Source organism: Sinomicrobium endophyticum (assembly GCF_052983315.1).
Genome location: NZ_JBRKIS010000022.1, coordinates 130,673 through 149,201, shown reverse-complemented (window position 1 = coordinate 149,201; position 18,529 = coordinate 130,673). Strand labels below are relative to the sequence as shown.

The window sequence follows — 18,529 nt, the reverse complement described above, 5'->3', positions numbered from 1 at the left end:
ATTATAATGTGTTTCCGGTAACACATACGGAATGATTAAGATGCCGGAAACGGAAACAATTCGGAGGGGTTTTTACACGTTTTCCCGAGGGAGATGCGTAAAAGCCTTGTTCGGTGATATATGTGATTTCGGTTCCGGAGGAAAATATATATTTGGATTATGGTCGGAGTTTGCCAAAAAAATTGTTAATTTCAGGCGAAATTTCAAACAATAAACAAATGAAGGCTAAAGTTCTTTTTATACTGTTATTTGCATCTGTATGGGCAGTACAGGCCCAGAGAGGGGTAAGGATAGCATATATAGATATGGAATATATCCTGGATAACGTACAGGAATACCAGGAAGCCGGTTCACAGCTGAATGCGAGGGTGGAAAAGTGGAAAATGGAGGTGGAAGAAAAGAAAAACACCATTGCACAGATGAAAAAAGAACTGGATGCCGAAAAAGTACTGCTCACTAAAGAGCTGATTGAGGAGAGGGAAGAAGAGATTCAACTGGCAGAAGAGGAGATGTTGCAGTATCAGCAGGACAGGTTCGGCCCGGAAGGAGATATGGTGCGGCAGAAGCGTTTGCTGGTAAAACCGGTGCAGGACAGGGTGTTTAATGCGGTACAGGAAATAGCCGGCAGAAGGGCATACGATTTTGTTTTTGACAGGTCTGCCGATGTGGTTATGTTGTATTCCGATAAAAAACACGATATTAGCGACCAAATTTTAAAAAGCATAGACCGGACCAGAAAGACAGAGGGAAGAAATTCGGGCAGTGCAAAGAATAAATTTGAAGATGTGAGCAGGGAAGTAGACCCGGAACGACAGGCACAAAAGGAGAGAGTAGAAGGAGAAAGAGACGAAAGAGCCCGTGCACTCGAGGAGAAAAGACAGGAGAGGATCAGGGAAAGAGAAGAGAGAAAAAGGGAATACGAAGAGAGAAGACAACAAATACTGGAAGAGAGAGAGGCTTACAGAAAAGCTAAAGAAGAAGAGAGAAAGAAAAAGCGGGAAGAGAAGGAACAAGAGAAAGAAGAAGAAAATAGCGATAACAATTAACACTTAAACATTTATTATTCTTGAAATTATGAAACAATTAAAAACGTTAGCCATTGCTTTTGTATTAGCTGTAGGAGCTGTTAGTTTTGCAAGCGCACAGAGCAAAGTTGCTCACGTAAACGTGCAGCAATTAGTGGAGGATATGCCGGAGATGAAAGCGGCTAGGGCAGAATTGGAAAAACTGGAAAAGCAGTATTCTGCTGACCTGCAAAGTTCCGGTCAGGAATTGCAAAATAGAATAAAACTCTACGAGAGTGAAGCTGGTACGAAGAGTGAGGATGAGAACAGAAAAAGAGCTGAAGAAGTGCAGGGAATGCAAAATAATATTATGCAGGCACGTCAAACCGCTGAGCAGGAGCTTCAGAAAAAACAAATGGAGTTGATCCAGCCAATCCTGGAAAAAGCCCAGAAAGCTATTCAGAAAGTGGGAAGAGCCCAAGGGTTTCAGTACGTTCTGGATTCTTCACCTAATTCGGGAATCCTTTTGGCAGATGGAAAAGATATCCTTGCCGATGTGAAAAAGGAACTTGGATTTTAATGACAATTCTAAAGTGTTTATACAAAACCCGGAGGTACGCCCCCGGGTTTTTTATTTGGGGTAAAAATCCAACATGTGCAGGTTTTACCCGAAACATACCTATGCCCGGGTTTTAATACTGTGTTTCCGTTTTTTTGTGTTTAATCAATAGTAAGAAGGAAAGAGGTTATGCGTAGTTCCCGGCTTTAAGGCTTTATCCCTTATGCTCCGTGACGTATTAGACTGTCTATGGGCTGCGTAGTCGGAGAAATTCGCAGCGGCAGAAAACACGTCGTCAAGCAAGGGGTATTTCCAAAAAAACTTTATATTTATATTCATGAACCGCCCCTGTTTCTTAATTGCGTAATTATAAAACCTATTTATCATGGCGACATTTCTTTCCAAACTGTTCATTGACGGGCAGGAATTAACTGTTTTAGACTGCTCTTTCACCTTTGAAAAGGGTAGCGACAATAACGGTAAGCCCTCTACACGTGCTCAGGGAGGGCAAATTACCCTACTTGTGGCGGCAAACAGGGATGATTCCCTATTTGGTTGGGTGCTTTCGGATACGAGGACGAAAGACGGCAGAATAGTATTTTATAAGGACAATGCTATGGCCAAAATGCAGGAACTCAACTTTACGAAGGCGTATTGCCTATATTACAAACAGCATTTTAATGCCGAAAGTGAAAACCCAATGGAGTTAGAGCTGGTCATTTCCGCTTATGAAATAACCTATGGGGCATATACCTATACCAGTCGTTGGCCACAGGCCATTTCTTAAAATATTGAGGTATGAACAGAAATGTACAACGGTTAAAGTTTCATAATTTTCAAAGATACACCCATATGCGACTTCGGGATATGGTAAAGCAAACCATAGACCATGCTATACGTAACCAAAGTGTAGACCAGATCAATCAGAGGGTAAAGGGAAATTTTGCCATGGTCAGGGGGCGGATCATCACCCATGCCCGGTGGAATTACAAAAATCTGTTTTTTTCAGAACAGGATATTGCCAATTTTACAGACCAGTATTTCGAGAAACATTGGGAAAAGGAGGTAAAACGCTATATGGGTAAGATCATAAAAGGCCACACCAGCCATTTTGCGGAAACCCCTGTACCGGTGAATAACCTGCCATATATCGGCGGATATGGCTTGTTTTTATATGGCGGTGGCGTTATGGTTATGGGGCCGGAAGGGTTAGTAGTCCTCAATGGCAATGGATCTGATCTCCTGTCCCAAACGAATGAATTCATGAACTGGATAGGAAATGCCTTTACTGTAGGAGAAATTGGCCTAACTCAAAAAGGCATTGCTAAAGTAGGCGAAATAACTGCCGGGACTGCCGGAAGATGGAACGTGTATTCTAAGGATGTGGCAAAGATTAGCAAATCTACAGCAACTTACTTTAAATGGTTCGGAAGGTTGTCAGGCTTTGCGAGTATAGGTCTTGATTATAGCTTGTATAAAAAAGGCAATACGTCAAAAGGTAGATTTCAAATGAATACAGCTTATACAATTATAGGAATTTTTGGAGGATACGTAGGATTTGGTTTGTCTGCTGTTTATTTTTTCATGGGAGACGTTTTAGGAATGCACGATCGAGCAGAAAGGGAGTTTGAAGAGATGATGAACCTCCCGGAAAAAGAACGACTAAAAATAATGCGGGATAAATTGAGGAAAAGACGGGGTATGGCCAGACCAATAAGAAATCCTAAATTTTGATAGTTTATGCTTAAGTATGTATTTTATACATTGTATAAATTTGTATTAATTACGCCCTCAAAGGACGAATTGCCGGAACATATTGCTGGAATGACCTTGGCCTTTACGCTTTGGTTTAATACCATTCTGTTAGGAGAGATTCTTTTAGCTTATAACATTACATTTCTGGAAGACCTTTATAACAACAAGGTTATTTATGTAGGTGTTTTTTTGCTGTTATATGGTGTGTGCTATTTTACTTTTATCAAAGGTGGGAAATACCTCAAAATAGCTGCAAAATATGACCAGGAAAGTAGAAACCAGAAGATTATAAAAATGAGTTTGGTAGCCTTGTATGTTATAGGCTCTTTTGTTTTACTGGCCATAATCTGAATTAGGGACGTAATGGCTCAACCGCTCATTATGTATTATTTTTATTCTTTCCCTGCCACCTCAACTGGCTCCACTTTTATAACCTCGACCACTTTTCCTTTTGATTATACCGGATTTTCAGGCACAAAATCCCTCATACTACATTTCAGATATTTCGCGAGTTCATTCAATTGGTCATAAGAATACATACTCGGTGAATTTTCCATTTCAATTTGGCCAATATAACCGCGTGTAACCCCAAGTAGGTCAGCGATATCGGACTGAGTACGATTTAATTCGTCTCTTTTATCCTTTACAAGCTGGACAATTTTCAACTCTATTTTTGTTTTTGGACTAGCTTTTTTTGCCATTCTTTAAAAAATATTCAAAAACGCTTGCTTAGTATAAACTAACACTCTATATTTGCATAGTTATGACTAAGCAATTGTTGTGCTTTATAAATTGATTACTACATCTATTTAATAGATTGTGAGTTTAATGAGCCTCAGCGTCCGAAGCTAGCATTTCGACACAACACGAGGCGGTAGAATTAAACCTATGTCTAAAGATATTGCGTATCTTTACGCATGCTTTAGGCTGGGTTCTACTGAAAACCGTGTTGTAGGCTTGCTAGCGCCTGGACAAAGGTTGGGGGTAGAATTCCGGCCTTTTCGCTTTTTAAGCTCGTTCATCATAAACCAAAGGAGTATATGAAAACGAGAAAAAAACACCCACCAGAGCATTTTACGGCAACAGGCTTTGCCCTGTGCTGCAACCGGCAGCCACAACCCCAATCACTACAACCCATTTCAAAAAAACAAAAACGCGCTCCTGAATGACGCGGGCGCAACCGGCGGCAAAAGCAAAGGCGTCAGGCCATGCAATGTTGTCCGGTAACACCGGCCCGTACCCGCGAAAAACACCCATAGGGTTTGCCACAGGGGGAGAGACCGCTGTATGTAATGGTTATACGTAATGCCTATAAAAATAACAGCTTTTCTCGTTACCTGCAAGGTTAATTTGTTTTCTATCGGTAAAAGGGCCGGTTTTCCATAATTAACACACTAATACAAACATCAGTATTATGAAAACACAGCACCAACAATTACAAGGGCTCCAACAGCAATGGAGCGCCGAAATGGCCACTTTTCAGGAACTACAACAAACCAATAAGGTCCTTACGGAGGAACTCCGGGAGTGTGCGCAAAAATTATCCCTTCGGCAGGGGTAAGGGACCACCCTTCAACTAAGTTCAGGAACCACCCCTCCGGTCAGTTTCAGGAATTAAAACAAACCCGGAACCTGGAACTCGCAACCTCTATCCTGTAACCCCACAGGGATTTTTAGCTAACACTCAAATATTAAAATTATGAAGTTCACCACATTAGCGGGCCTGTCCTGCTGGTGCCCCATTACTATTGCCTTTATTTTACTTAGCCTACCGTTGCCTGCTATGGCATTACCCCCCTTACAAATTGATGATCAACACCAGGTAACCGGAACGGTTACCGACAGTAATGGCGAACCTTTGGGCGGGGTCAACATCATCGTGTCCGGCAAAGGGCAGGGCACGATCTCCGATTTTGATGGTACTTATGCTTTAATGGCTTCTCCACAGGATACGTTGGTGTATTCGTTTGTAGGGTTTAAAACACGGAAAGAAAGAGTAGGGGAGCGGCTTACGCTAAATGTAGTATTAAAGGAGGATGTGATGGCCCTGGGGGAGGTTACGATCAATGCCGGGTATTATACGGTAAAGGAAAGGGAAAGGACGGGGAGTATCAGCAGGATCACAGCAGAAGATATAGACAAACAACCGGTAGCCAATCCTTTGCAAGCGCTGGCCGGCCGTATGCCCGGTGTGCAGGTCACCCAACAGTCCGGTGTACCGGGTGGCGGGTTTACCGTACGTGTCCGCGGGCAGAACAGTATACGGACCGAAATGGGGGTTAACGACCCTTTGTATATTGTAGACGGAGTGCCTTTCCCATCTTCCCCGTTAAATCCCCGGGGTATCAGCAATACCCTGCCCAATTCTATAGACCCTTTTAATAGCCTTAACCCTTCCGATATAGAAAGTATAGAGGTGCTTAAGGATGCCGATGCCACGGCTATTTATGGTTCCCGCGGAGCCAACGGGGTAGTGTTGATTACCACTAAAAAGGGGGTACCCGGAAAGACAAAAGTGGATATAAATCTGTATAGCGGTACGGGACGGGTCACCAGGAAGATGGATTTGCTCCATACCAGGCAATACCTGGAAATGCGCCACGAGGCCATTGCCAATGACAATTGGGAACACTTTCTGGAAGACCCGGTTTACGACACCTATTTTCCCGACCTGAAACTATGGGATTCCAATCGCTATACGGACTGGCAAAAGGAGCTTATAGGCGGTACGGCCTATTACCACAACCTTCAGGGTTCGCTTTCCGGGGGTAATGACCGCACCCGCTACCTCCTGGGGGGAGGATATTTCAGCCAGACCACAGTATATCCCGGCGACAATGCCAACCGGCGTATCTCCGGACACTTTAATTTTTCGCATACCACCGCCGACCAGAAGCTGCAAGTAAACCTTGCGGCCTCCTATACCTCCACTGTTATCGATATGTTGTCCGAAGACCTCACACTGCAGGCTGTGACCCTGCCGCCCAATGCCCCGGCCCTGTACAATGGCCGGGGACAGTTGAACTGGGAAAATTCTACCTGGACCAATCCCCTGGCTTACCAGGAACAGGAATACGAAGGGGTGACCGATAATTTTATATCCAGTCTTACCCTGGAATACCGGTTATTGCCGGGGCTAAGTATTTCGTCACGTTTAGGCTATACGAACATGCAGGTTAGGGAAATGAAAACAGAACCATTGAGCGCCCTGGACCCTGCCATACGTGCCAGCCGGACCGGCCGGTCCAGGTTTTCTGACAGTTACAGGAAAACCTGGATCATAGAACCGCAAATTACCTATAAAAAGGAAATGGGGCAGGGACGGCTTAATTTATTATTGGGAGGTACATTCCAGCAAAATGCGGATAACCGACAGCAAATCGTAGCCAGTGGATATACCAGTGACGCCCTGTTAAAGAACATCCGGGCAGCCCCGGAGCTTTTTATAGGGCAGTCCGATTATTCTCAATATCGTTATAATGCCGTTTTCGGACGCATTAACTATACCTTAAAGGGAAAGTATATCCTAAACCTCACCGGACGAAGGGATGGCTCTTCCCGTTTTGGTCCTGGAAGAGAATTTGCCAACTTTGGGGCGGTAGGCATGGCCTGGCTGTTTTCTGAAGAGCAGTGGTTTAAAGATTCTTTTATAGCCTTTGGTAAATTAAGGGGGAGTTACGGCACTACCGGAAGTGATGCCATAGGCGATTACGGATACCTGGACACATATTCCTCCACGACTTATCCCTACCAAGGCCGCCCCGGGCTTGTTCCCACCCGCCTGGCTAACCCCGACTACGGCTGGGAAACCAATAAGAAGCTGGAAGCAGGACTGGAGTTAGGATTTGCGGACAACCGCATTTCTTTGACCGCAAGCTGGTACCGTAACCGTTCTTCCGGCCAGTTGGTGGGGCTTCCCTTACCGGCCATAACGGGGCAATCTACCATACAATATAACCTGCCGGCTATAGTAGAGAACAGGGGTTGGGAGTTTGTTCTTCATTCGGTAAATATTAACAAAGATAGTTTTGGATGGACAACGGATTTTAATATCTCTATCCCTGAAAACAGGCTACTGGAATACCAGGACCTGGAAGGTTCTCCTTATGCTAATCGTTACCGGGTAGGGAAGTCTTTGTTTGTAGTACCGGGCTATTATTTTCTCGGGGTAGACCCGCAAACAGGGCTCTATACCTTCGAAGATGTAGATGGCAACGGTAGTGGTACGGACTACCCTGCCGATATACAGTTCCGCAAGGAAATTACACAACAGTATTACGGGGGATTGCAAAACACCATAACCTACAAGAGATTTAGCCTGGATGTTTTTTTGCAGTTTGTCAAACAAACGGGACGCAATTATTTCGGGGATACCACCTTTGACACCCCGGGGTCCCAGGGGCTGTCCAATCAGCCTACAGAGGTTCTGGGCCGCTGGCAACAGCCCGGGGATATTACGGAAATACAACGATTTTCCGTGGCAAGCGAAGGAAACCGGGCAGCTACTTTTTACCGGCAAAGCGACGGCAATATCACGGATGCTTCCTATATCCGTTTATCCAACCTGTCCTTGTCCTGGGATTTGCCGGTACGTTCCGGTTTTGCCAATCATACCACCATATACCTGCGCGGGCAAAACCTTTTAACTTTTACCGGTTATAAAGGACTGGACCCGGAAACACGAAGTTCATCAGTACTTCCTCCCCTACGAATACTCACCCTGGGAATCCGGTTAAGTTTTTAAAAACAGAGAACAATGAAATACATACACACCTATAAAAGAACTGGAATCTTTCCATTACTCCTAATAATCTTATCCTGTAGCGATTTTGTAGCTATAGAACCGCCAAGGAATGAGATCACTACAGAAACCGTTTTTACAGATGATGCTTCGGCCATATCGGCCATGTCCGGTATTTATAGTGCCATGAGCGAACCGGGAGGGTTTATAAGCGGAACGGCTGAAAGTATAGCCGTGTTGGGAGGGCTATCTTCGGATGAATTTATACACCTGTCCACCAACCTTTCGAGAGACCAGTTTTTCCATAATGCCATACTTTCGGATAATAATATGCTGCTAAATGCGGTATGGCAACCGGCCTATACATTTATTTATTACTGCAACTCGCTGTTGGAAGGACTGGAAAGCGCCACCGGGATTACCAGGGAAACCAGGCAGCAGTTAGAAGGTGAGGCCCGGTTTATCCGTGGTTTTTGCTATTTCTACCTGGTCAACCTTTTTGGTGAAGTTCCCATTATTACTACCACGGACTTTGAGAAGAACCGCCTAGCCCCCAGGGACCCGGTTGCCGTGGTATATGAACACATACAAAACGACCTGGAACTCGCTGAAAAATTGCTACCTGAAGATTATACCCATGCCAATGGAGAACGGATACGTCCCAACAAAACGACTGCAACAGCTATGCTGGCCCGGGTATATCTCTTTACGGGAGACTGGATACAGGCAGGGACAAGGGCGACCCAGGTCATCAATAACCCTGCATATCACCTGGTCCCGGACTTAAACAAAGTTTTTTTGGCTAATAGCGAGGAAGCCATCTGGCAGTTATGGCCTGTGGAAAGGAACAATACATCAGAAGCGGCTGTTTTTATACCTGCGAATGAAACAAGCAGGCCTACGTTTGTTTCCTTGACCTGGCCTCTTATGGATGCGTTTGAGGAAAACGATTACAGAAAGACCTATTGGACGGGAGAGATTGTTGCTACTACCGGGGAAACATTTCATTTCCCTGCTAAATATAAGGTTAGGGATGCCAATATGCCTTCCACAGAATACGCTATGGTACTCCGCCTGGCCGAACAATATCTTATCCGGGCGGAAGCCCGGGCACAACAAGGCAATATACCCGGGGCGCTGGCAGATATCAATGCCGTAAGAACCCGCACAGGACTGGAAGAGATTACCTTGCGCAGTCCGGAAGAATTACTCGGGGCTATCCTTCGGGAAAGACAAGTAGAATTATTTTCCGAAGGAGCGCACCGCTGGCTGGACTTAAAACGTACCGGGCAGGCAGATGCTATATTAAAACCGGTAAAAACAGATTGGCAGGCTACCGATGTATTATATCCCGTTCCGCAACAGGAACGGGCAAGCAACCCTAACCTTTCCCAAAACGAAGGGTATTGAATTCAGTGAATTAATAATAACAAAAAACAACAATGGCATTATTACGAATAAGTATTTTGGTACTACTGTGTTTTACAGGGCATTGGAGTTGTAGAAACGCCGCGCCGAGTGGCACATTGCAGGTAGGGGACCCGGCCCCGTCACTGGCAAAGGCTTTATGGGTAAAAGGAGCGCCTGTTACAACATTTGAAAAGGGGCATATATATGTAATAGACTTTGGGTTTATCGGTTGTGTGCCCTGCATGGAGGCCTGGCCAAAACTTTCGGATTTACAGGAAAAATATGGTAACAAGGTCACTTTTATTGTCGTGATGACCCATATGGAAAGCATTTCCGGGGTAGAAAAGTACCTGGAGCGTATGGGGGATGAAATAGATATAAACGTAGTTTTTGACCCCCGCATGAAGGATGATAACGATACACAGGGACGCAGAAAAGAATGGATACTGGATAATCGGTGGAACAAAGCGACAGCACGGGCCCTGGGAAAGAACAGCATGCCCTATCCTACACTGTATTTCGTAGACAAAAAGGGGCAGGTTGCACATATCGGGAATTCCCGTACCAATATTGAATATGTACTGGGCAAATTGCTTAACGGAGAAGCGGAAAAGGCTGTTCCCGTTTCAGATGGTTTTCGCAAAGAACGATACGAAAGCTATAAAAGAAATATGAGAAAAGGAAACCTTTCGGAAGCATTGGAAGACATGGATCGGCTTACTCGTGAATTTCCCAGGGAAATTAAGTATAAACGTCTTAAGTTTAAGCTATTATTACAAGTGAACGAGCATGAAGCCTACGATTATGGAAGGGAAATCCTAAACCGGTATTCGTGGGTGGAAATGAATAACGCTTGGGATTTATCGAAGAGTTGGTCTGGCTTAATTAGGGACGGGATTATAACGGGAAACCTCCAAAGCCCGGATTATGACCTGGCTATAGCAATGAACCTGAAATCAGCAGCACTTTGTGGTCATGATCGCCTGGAGGCGTTGTCGTATGCAAATGCTGCCGAGTTTTTTTACATGAGAGGAGATATGGGAATTGGAGAAGAGGTTATGAATAAAGCTATTTCCTCGACCCCTTCAGCAGGAGACAGGGATATTTTTCGGGTGTTGTTGGAAAAGTATAGAAAAATATATGGCAAACAGGGAGTGATGTAAAAAGGCTTCCCGGGAATAATTTTCGGGAAGCCTCTTAAAACTGCAACTTCTACCTGTTTACTGTAGAGGTTGTCTGAGCATTGTTACGCAACCGGAATCTATATGTGCTGTTTCTATCTCCTGGGCAGGCGTGCCTTCATTGATAATCACAGTACATACAACTCCTTCGTTCTGAGTAGAACAATTTTCCTGTTGCAAATCACCCAGGTCACAACCGGTATCAAATGGTCCGTATGCCTGGTTGAAAGTGGGAGTTACATCAGCGTTGGAAAACGCAAAGGCCAGTGCCATAGCAAAAACAAATGCCGAAACACCGGCCATCTTTCTGATCTTCATCATCATTAAAAAATTAAAAATTACGCCTACTCTATCAGGTTTTCGGCTTCCCCTGTATTATTGTGCAATAAAGTCTTTTCATTGGTCGAAGCCATCCGGTCCACGCCAATGAGCAAAAAGTAGTGGGCACGGGCGGACTTCGGCCATAACAGGCTTCCCCGGGAAAGGGCTTTCCGTATTTGTACGGAAAACAGGTGTAATGAGCTGACTTTAGTGGTGTAAAGTTAATGCAGTAAATGAGGACTTCCGGGAGTATTAATGATAGCTAAGGGAGTTAATCGGCCATATACACCCAGGGAAAGTCATGTTAACAAGCATGGGGGAATGCCCATATAAAAGGATTATTCCGTTTGGCCAAATCGTTTGCGATATTTTTTAGGTGTCAGCCCATACGAATCTTTAAAAGTTTTGGAAAAGTAAGAAGAGCATTTAAAGCCGACATTTTTGGAAATATCAGTGATCGGTATATCCGTATGGCAGATCATAAAACGGGCCCTTCTCATGCGTTCCTGTTTTTGAAGTTGAAAAACCGACAAGCCATATACCTGCCTAAAGCCGTGTTTTAATTTAAACTCGTTGGTACCGAGGGTATGGGCAAGCTCCTTTAAGGAAACCAAAGAATCGCCCACATGCTGCAAGATGTATTGATAAGCCAGGCGGAGAATTTGCATATCTGTATGACGAAGGTTTATGTGTGTTTTACGTTCCGGCTGCCCGGCTTTTCCTTTGGAAGGGTCCGATGCCCATGTCCCGGGTTTTTCTTTACCGCATTCCGTATCCATCAAATTCACCACAAGGAATTCCCAGGATTCCGAGGGGTGCTTACCTAAAGCCGAAACTCGGCAGGTTACGGGAAGGAGCAATGCCGTACCGGCTTTAAAGTAAATTTTGACGGTCGTATCCGTACATTGTTCCTGTATAAAATCGGTTGTCAGTTTGGTCCAGGTGGTTTTAGAACTGTTTCCCAAGAAATTGACCAATGGCTTGCCGGAAAGATTATGGTCCTCCGGGTTCAGTATCTTTATAATCCGAGGGTGGAAATTGCAGATGTGAAATTTCCTGTCCAGGATAAAAGCCGTGTGAATTTCCAATGGGGTGTTCCGTTCTTGTATATATCTTTTGGGAATAAATTGCTTGTCAAGTTCTTCCACGGCCATATTGAGCATTACCGCAACACATTCCCACATATCTTTCCGGTCGGAACGTTCCATCCTATAGTGAAAATTGCCGGTGGCCAGGGCTATGATCATTTTAAAGATACGATCTATATGTTGTCCGTATGTTTCGGAATACGCCAGGCTAACGGAATAATGTTCGGGCAGGTGGATTGATCCGGGAAGTCCGCAAACAGTTTTCAGGTATTGTAAAGCATCGTCTTTCCTTGCAAATATCCCTGTAGGTACGGAAGGCATACTGGCCCCCAGGTAAAAATACGCTATGATCCTGGCCAGTAAGGACGTAGCATAAACCCCTGCGATACTTATAAGTATGGACCCTTCCCGGGTAAAATAGCTTCTGGCTTCATAAGTGAGGTCCTTTACACCCTGGAAGTCCACTAAGGTGGGGTAGGTCTTTCCCTCCTGTAAGATAAGGCGGTCTGTGGTGATCCGAATAGCTGCCGGAAGATCAATAACTATTCCGGGTTTATAGGTGATATAGAGGATATTTTGTGCTATCCACATTTCGGCGTAACGATTTTGTATAAAATTGGACATGTTGTATAAAATTTTAGAAATCGCCTTTTAAAGTATAAAAAATGGCATTGCAGGTAATATGGTTTTCCGTAACGGATTGAAATTTTCCGTCGAATTATTCCCTTTGGAGGAAAGAAATGATACGATCAGGAGTCCGAATGATACACGGGGAATTATTTTAGGGCAAAAATTGGGGATTCGGGGAGTATTCGAGGCAGTTTTGCTAAATTGAAGAAGATTTTCGTCGACGGGAAGTCTGGTAATGACCTTTCTCCGGGAATGCTCCCGGAATTTTATCGATTTTAAATGACACAGAAAAGTTCAATATTAAAAACAAGAAATCATGCCTTTAGAATATTATTTAATCCCGAACCAGATGACCCCGGACCCGGATGATTATATGGCAGTAAGCAGCAATACCCGGAGTATGAGCATCGAAGACGTTTACGAACAGATGACCCGTGAGGGGTCTACTATCACCAAGGCTGAGGCCCTTGCCAATTTTGAGGAGATAACCCAAGGGATCATTGGCCTGGTGAGACAGGGGTATTCCGTAGTGACGCCTTTGGTGAATATCACCTCGGGTATCAGCGGGGTATTTACCAGCGAAGATGATAGTTTTGACTCCTTGCGCCACCAAGTACGAATACGAGTAAATACAGGTTTACGGCTTAAACAGGCCACTTCGGCCATTCCGGTAAAGAAAGTGGCTTCGCGGCAGCGACAGCCCGCCCCAGTACATTACTATGACAACACGGCCGAGGCGCAGAACGAGATGATCACTCCGGGAGGAGGTGCCCGTGTAACAGGCTCATTACTTAAATTTGACGAAGCCGATACGGAACAGGGGATCTTCTTTATCAACGTTGCAGACAATACGACCACCCGGGTAGCGGGCAAATTGCTCCGCAACAAACCCGGGGAGCTGATCTTCCTGAACCCCGAACTGCCGTCCGGGACTTATCGGTTGGAAGTGCGGAGTATTTTAGACAGGGGAATCTCCCTAATTAAGGGGACATTACCTCATGAGCTTTCGATAGTTTAGTATAGGAAGTTTTTGGCTCCGATATTTATTTTGCTTTAAAAATAAATATCGGAGCTTTTTCTTTCCGCCACAAGATGATGGTTTTTTCCCCGCCTTTCGGAATCCTCTCCGAACGACTATTCGAATCCTCTCCGAACGACTATTCGAATCCTCTCCGAACGACTATTCGAATCCTCTCCGAACGACTATTCGAATCCTCTCCGAACGACTATTCGAATCCTCTCCGAACGACTATTCGAATCCTCTCCGAACGACTATTCGAATCCTCTCCGAACGACTATTCGAATCCCTTCCTACAATCGTTTTGTAGAATTACAACAAAAAGTAGTACTCCCTTTAGCCTTGTGTTTAAAGACTTGTTGTTTGGGTGGTTGTACAGGTATTTCTTTTATAGATTCTACTCCTTTACGGATGTGTCACAATAAGCTAGAAAAGCAACATAAAGTGTTTAAGGTATTGCTTGTAAAGGACAATGTTTTTTAGCCTGAAAGCCTACAGGACAGAATCATGCTTGGGAAAAGGGGACTCATAGAGACAGTTAACGATGAACTCAAAAACTGTTGCCAAATGGAATGCACAAGACATAGAAAATTTTATAACTTATTTGCTTTTGGGATTGGTGTCTAGTCTTTCTTTGATTAGAAACCTGCCTTAAACATAGATATTATTGATAAAAAACTCGACGCTTAAATCGTACTCATGTTATATTATTGTTAGTAAATCTTTCTTTTCTTTCTTTTATTTGAGATATATAATTATATTTATCGTCAGAAATTTAAATATTATATCTATGAAAAAACTTATTTATGTAATCTCAGGATTTTTTATTATTTCCTGCTCCAACGGCACGGATGATGCTGTTGAACTACAAGGAGAGTCTCTAGCAAAAAACGAAAGAGTTTCCTTTAACAACTTTGATGAGTTTATTGTAGCTTACAATGAGTTGGCCGAAATGAATACAACGGACGAACTAGATTCGTGGATTGCTGAAAAAGGGCATAATTCTTTACTTAAGCATCTTTCTGAAATTAACAGGGATACAACCGATATTGAAATTTCAGGAGATACTATATATGACAAGTATTCCCAACCTTTTAAAGCTGTCCTGAATGATAAAATGGAATTTGAAGTAGGAGGCAAAGTGGTGAAATTATCTGAAGATGGTATGCTTTATCAGGCTACAAAGACATCAGGTAAGGAGAGTATAGTTGAAAAGGGTGAGAAAATAGGAACTGTTATGGTACAAGGTCCTGATAGAAAGAAAAGTGTGGAGAGTCAAGCCAGAACCTTTAAGCCTAATGGAGATATTTTTGCACAACACAATTTTAATGCTACCAGTGGTTTTCAATGTTCAGTTGGAAAGGTTGGAAAAAAGAGAGAGAGAGGATTCTATCATAGAATATATGATGAGACCATTTCTCAAAATGGTAATGTGGTTTCAAGAAAACTTTATTTGGAGACAAGATTATTTGGTAAGTATTGTTCATTTTGGAGATGTAAATGGAGGGATGTAGGAAATGAATCAAGGCATGTCAATATTAATGTCCGAACAACTATTGGATCTGAAACTACCACGGTTAATAGACAGTTCTCCTGTGCAGAAGGAACTGTGAATGTAGTACTCAGAAATTTTTCATCGCCATCAAACAATTCTTACAATGCTTCGTTCTCAGGAACTATTGAGCAAACACATTTGAAAGAAGGTGGCGTAGGGAATTATAAATGGTCTCAAAATGCGGCTACGTTTAATTAAAAGAATAACAAAAGTGTTATAATAAAATAATCCCCCTTCATAACTTATGCAGAAGGGGGATTTTGTAAGATACAGGATAAAGTTTAAACGAGTTCTTAAAAAAAGGCTTATTCTCCAAAGACTTTTTTATTATTTCTTATAAGTTCCCGGAGTTTCACCGGTTCTTCTGTTTTGATTTTTTGCCGGAGTCTTTCCAGATGGCGGGTGTTGTGAGCATCCGTACCTATAAAATCAAGCATGCCCTGTTTTAATAGTTTGGCAGCAACTTTATTTACCTCCCTGCCGTAATAGGATGTAAGAGAAAGGAGGTTGAGCTGTAAAAGGCATCCTGCTTTCTTCAGCTTGTGGTACATTTCAAAATTTTCGTGGTAAAATACATAGCGTTCCGGATGGGCCAGTACGGGAGTGTATCCTGCAACCTGCAGATCAAATAGTATATCAAACAAGGATATAGGAGGGTTTATATAGGACATTTCTACGAGAACATAATTATCCTTAAGGCAGAGGATATCCCCTTTTTTTACCAGTTCCCGGAAAGATTCGTCCATCAGGTACTCTGCGGCTGCGTGAAAAGATATAGTACTGTTTTTGATAACGGGAAGAACTTCTTCCTTTTTACGCAGGATGATCTCGGAGGTATTTGGCCATACTCCCTGGATAATGTGTGGTGTGGTGATTATACGGGTAATTCCCAGGTCTGTGAATCCTTGAATCAGCTTTTCAGTATCTTCAATATCCTTTGCGCCATCGTCGATTCCCGGGAGTAAATGAGAGTGTATGTCTACATGGTCTCCTTCGAACAAATCCTTTAGGTAAACCGTTTTCTTACGAGAAAATATCAACAAAATAGTAGTGTTTATATTGTTACTGCAAAGATAAGGTAAAAGCCCGGGTTCCTGCCCGGAGTATTGCGAAAATCGGGGACTTACCGTATTGCCCTGTATTGTTCACTTCTGCGGTAACCCGAAGCTTAAACGCATGGTTAAAGACGTTTTGACGGTTTGTAAATGTTTTCATGAGAAGGAAGTTTATTCTTTCTCTAAAGATAAGAAAAAAACCGAAAAATATTACGGTTTTCCGCAGGAATTACCAACTGCCGCTGGCGCCGCCACCACCGCCCATTCCGCCGCCGAATCCACCACCAAATCCGCCGCCACCGCCGAATCCGCCACCAAACCCACCGGAAGATCCTCCGCCAAATCCACCCCTTCCGAGCCGGCTGAGTATGATCATGTCCAGGAGATCCGGGCCACGAAAACGTTTGCCACCGCCACCACCGCCACGGGAGTTTTTGGACAGAATAAAAATAATGATGATGAATATTATGATAAGAGGGAATATGCCGCCGGCAGGAAAACCATCTCCGGACCCTTTTCGTTGAGGGTCTCCTTTGTATTCGCCCGTAAGTACCTGGAATATGGCATCCGTGCCTTTGTCCAGTCCGCCATAATAGTCTCCTTGTATAAACCGGGGCTTCATGATATTTTCGATAATCCGCTTGGATAAAGCATCTGTCAGGAGATGTTCAATGCCGTAACCTGTTTGTATGTTTACCTTTCTGTCGTTTTCCGCGAGAAGTATCAGTATGCCGTTGTCTTTTCCTTTTTGTCCGATACCCCATTTGGTAAGCCAGTTTGCCCCCAGGTAGTTGATGTTCTCCCCGTTTGTGGAGGGTATGGTGATAATTACGATTTGCGTGGACGTACTGTCGGAATACCGGATGAGTTTTTGTTCCAGGGCATTCTTTTGCGAATCGGAGAAGAGCCCCGTATTGTCATACAAGCTGGTTTGTTTTGCCGGTTTTTCCGGTATGTCAAACTGGGCTGTGGCCCATTGGGAAAAGGATAAAAAAAAGAAAAGTAAATATATGGGTAACGATATTTTTATCTTTTGCATTACGTTTTGTGAGGTTGCCGCGTTTCGTTTCATGTTATCAGTGCCCTTTGGATATTTCGTCCGGAAGCTCGTTAATATCATCCGTCTGCCATGGAAAATGTTGTTTTAGTTGTTTTCCCGCCATCAAAATGCCATCTACCAGGCCTTGTTTATATCTTCTGTCCCGGAAATGTTCCGCGATGATGTCTTTGGTAGTGTCCCAGAAATTGGAAGGAACCAGTTCGTTGATCCCCTTATCTCCGTAAATGGCAAAAGCCCTGTCTTCCACGGCAACATATATGAGTACACCGTTATTCAGTTTGGTGTTGTCCATTTTCAGTTGATGAAATACCTGTATTGCCCTTTCGTAAGGAGAGGTTTCGGAAGTTTTTTCGATGTGCACCCGGACTTCTCCCGAAGTATTGCGTTCTGCCTCCCGGATGGCCTCTACAATTTCCTGTTCTTCTTCGACGGATAAAAAATCTTCTACTTTAGACATGATTGTGTGTGTGGGGTTGTACGGGTATTTCCCCCCGACACCGGTCTCTACCAGCGCCGGGAGGGCCTTATGGAACTTAAAAGTTGAAATCGACATCGGGAGCTTTTTCTGCTCCGGGATCTGCTTTATAACGCGCCATTTCTTCAAAACCGAACCATCCGGCCAGGATTTTGTTCGGGAAGGTCTTGATGTGCTTATTGTACACATTCACTGCCTGGTTGAAACGGTCCCGCGCTACGTTGATGCGGTTTTCCGTGCCTTCCAGTTGTGATTGAAGTTCCAGAAAATTCTGGTTGGCCTTGAGTTCCGGATAGCGTTCCACCGTAACCAGTAACCTGGAAAGTGCAGAAGACAAACCTGTTTGAGCCTGCTGGAATTGCGCAAGTTTTTCCGGAGTGAGGTTGTTGGCGTCTATAGTGCTAGAAGTGGCTTTAGCCCTTGCTTCTATGACGTCTGTCAGGGTGTTTCTTTCAAAATCGGCTGCACCCTGTACTGTTTTCACGAGATTACCTATGAGGTCATTCCGGCGCTGATAGGAACTTTCCACATTAGACCAGGTGGTTTTGGCATCTTCCTGATGTTTTATCGCATTGTTATTGAAACCTACTGCCCAGCGGTATATACCGAAAGCTAAGACTACCAGTATAATAACCGGAATTAACCATTTTTTCATAGTGAGTGACGTTTGAAATTGA

The 18,529-nt window shown here is 43.8% G+C and carries 19 protein-coding genes and 1 pseudogene; 12 read left to right on the top strand and 8 right to left on the bottom strand.

Annotated elements, in window-relative coordinates:
• Positions 1–218: 218 nt before the first annotated feature.
• The 5 genes from ACVBDU_RS07765 (at position 219) to ACVBDU_RS07745 (ending at position 3,669) form a co-directional block, all read left to right on the top strand.
• On the top strand, positions 219–1,046 hold the full coding sequence (locus tag ACVBDU_RS07765) for an OmpH/Skp family outer membrane protein (protein ID WP_447179192.1): 828 nt from the start codon (positions 219–221) through the stop codon (positions 1,044–1,046).
• Between the two features lie 28 nt (positions 1,047–1,074).
• Positions 1,075–1,584: an OmpH/Skp family outer membrane protein gene (locus ACVBDU_RS07760; protein ID WP_447179191.1), complete on the top strand. Its 510-nt coding sequence runs from the start codon at positions 1,075–1,077 to the stop codon at positions 1,582–1,584.
• A gap of 364 nt (positions 1,585–1,948) precedes the next feature.
• Positions 1,949–2,350, top strand: coding sequence for a type VI secretion system tube protein TssD (gene tssD, locus ACVBDU_RS07755; protein WP_447179190.1), 402 nt, complete (start codon positions 1,949–1,951; stop codon positions 2,348–2,350).
• Between the two features lie 11 nt (positions 2,351–2,361).
• Positions 2,362–3,297, top strand: a complete 936-nt coding sequence (locus ACVBDU_RS07750) for a hypothetical protein (protein ID WP_447179189.1) — start codon at positions 2,362–2,364, stop codon at positions 3,295–3,297.
• Positions 3,298–3,303: 6 nt separating this feature from the next.
• Positions 3,304–3,669: a hypothetical protein gene (locus ACVBDU_RS07745; protein ID WP_447179188.1), complete on the top strand. Its 366-nt coding sequence runs from the start codon at positions 3,304–3,306 to the stop codon at positions 3,667–3,669.
• Between the two features lie 104 nt (positions 3,670–3,773).
• Here ACVBDU_RS07745 and ACVBDU_RS07740 read toward each other — a convergent pair whose 3' ends face one another.
• Positions 3,774–4,019, bottom strand: a complete 246-nt coding sequence (locus ACVBDU_RS07740) for a helix-turn-helix domain-containing protein (RefSeq protein WP_447179187.1) — start codon at positions 4,017–4,019, stop codon at positions 3,774–3,776.
• A gap of 713 nt (positions 4,020–4,732) precedes the next feature.
• On the opposite strand from ACVBDU_RS07740, the gene ACVBDU_RS07735 reads away from it, so the two are divergent.
• The 4 genes from ACVBDU_RS07735 to ACVBDU_RS07720 all read left to right on the top strand — a co-directional run bounded on the left by ACVBDU_RS07735 (position 4,733) and on the right by ACVBDU_RS07720 (position 10,632).
• Positions 4,733–4,879 carry a hypothetical protein gene (locus ACVBDU_RS07735; protein WP_447179186.1) on the top strand — a complete coding sequence of 49 codons (147 nt, stop codon included), beginning with the start codon at positions 4,733–4,735 and terminating at the stop codon, positions 4,877–4,879.
• Positions 4,880–5,017: 138 nt separating this feature from the next.
• Entirely contained in the window at positions 5,018–8,062 is a 3,045-nt protein-coding gene (locus tag ACVBDU_RS07730) for a SusC/RagA family TonB-linked outer membrane protein (RefSeq protein WP_447179185.1), read from the top strand.
• 12 nt (positions 8,063–8,074) lie between these two features.
• On the top strand, positions 8,075–9,469 hold the full coding sequence (locus ACVBDU_RS07725; protein ID WP_447179184.1) for a RagB/SusD family nutrient uptake outer membrane protein: 1,395 nt from the start codon (positions 8,075–8,077) through the stop codon (positions 9,467–9,469).
• A gap of 32 nt (positions 9,470–9,501) precedes the next feature.
• A complete protein-coding gene (locus ACVBDU_RS07720; protein ID WP_447179183.1) occupies positions 9,502–10,632 on the top strand; it encodes a TlpA family protein disulfide reductase in 1,131 nt (376 codons plus the stop codon).
• Positions 10,633–10,689: 57 nt separating this feature from the next.
• Here ACVBDU_RS07720 and ACVBDU_RS07715 read toward each other — a convergent pair whose 3' ends face one another.
• Complete coding sequence (locus tag ACVBDU_RS07715) at positions 10,690–10,971, bottom strand: hypothetical protein (RefSeq protein ID WP_447179182.1); 282 nt, start codon at positions 10,969–10,971, stop codon at positions 10,690–10,692.
• Positions 10,972–11,309: 338 nt separating this feature from the next.
• Complete coding sequence (locus tag ACVBDU_RS07710) at positions 11,310–12,683, bottom strand: helix-turn-helix transcriptional regulator (protein ID WP_447179181.1); 1,374 nt, start codon at positions 12,681–12,683, stop codon at positions 11,310–11,312.
• Between the two features lie 322 nt (positions 12,684–13,005).
• On the opposite strand from ACVBDU_RS07710, the gene ACVBDU_RS07705 reads away from it, so the two are divergent.
• The 3 genes and pseudogenes from ACVBDU_RS07705 (at position 13,006) to ACVBDU_RS07695 (ending at position 15,460) form a co-directional block, all read left to right on the top strand.
• On the top strand, positions 13,006–13,707 hold the full coding sequence (locus ACVBDU_RS07705) for a DNA-binding domain-containing protein (RefSeq protein WP_447179180.1): 702 nt from the start codon (positions 13,006–13,008) through the stop codon (positions 13,705–13,707).
• A gap of 291 nt (positions 13,708–13,998) precedes the next feature.
• Positions 13,999–14,295: pseudogene (locus ACVBDU_RS07700) on the top strand (transposase); the annotation flags it as partial.
• A 202-nt stretch (positions 14,296–14,497) separates the two neighbouring features.
• Positions 14,498–15,460, top strand: coding sequence for a hypothetical protein (locus ACVBDU_RS07695; RefSeq protein ID WP_447179179.1), 963 nt, complete (start codon positions 14,498–14,500; stop codon positions 15,458–15,460).
• 107 nt (positions 15,461–15,567) lie between these two features.
• Here ACVBDU_RS07695 and ACVBDU_RS07690 read toward each other — a convergent pair whose 3' ends face one another.
• The 5 genes from ACVBDU_RS07690 to ACVBDU_RS07670 all read right to left on the bottom strand — a co-directional run bounded on the left by ACVBDU_RS07690 (position 15,568) and on the right by ACVBDU_RS07670 (position 18,507).
• A complete protein-coding gene (locus tag ACVBDU_RS07690; protein WP_447179178.1) occupies positions 15,568–16,305 on the bottom strand; it encodes a tyrosine-protein phosphatase in 738 nt (245 codons plus the stop codon).
• A 19-nt stretch (positions 16,306–16,324) separates the two neighbouring features.
• The gene (locus tag ACVBDU_RS07685) at positions 16,325–16,477 is read right to left on the bottom strand and encodes a hypothetical protein (protein WP_447179177.1); all 153 of its coding nucleotides are present in this window, start codon (positions 16,475–16,477) and stop codon (positions 16,325–16,327) included.
• A gap of 69 nt (positions 16,478–16,546) precedes the next feature.
• Positions 16,547–17,356 carry a TPM domain-containing protein gene (locus ACVBDU_RS07680; RefSeq protein ID WP_447179176.1) on the bottom strand — a complete coding sequence of 270 codons (810 nt, stop codon included), beginning with the start codon at positions 17,354–17,356 and terminating at the stop codon, positions 16,547–16,549.
• A gap of 37 nt (positions 17,357–17,393) precedes the next feature.
• A complete protein-coding gene (locus ACVBDU_RS07675; protein WP_447179278.1) occupies positions 17,394–17,834 on the bottom strand; it encodes a TPM domain-containing protein in 441 nt (146 codons plus the stop codon).
• A 76-nt stretch (positions 17,835–17,910) separates the two neighbouring features.
• A complete protein-coding gene (locus ACVBDU_RS07670; RefSeq protein ID WP_447179175.1) occupies positions 17,911–18,507 on the bottom strand; it encodes a LemA family protein in 597 nt (198 codons plus the stop codon).
• Positions 18,508–18,529: the final 22 nt, after the last annotated feature.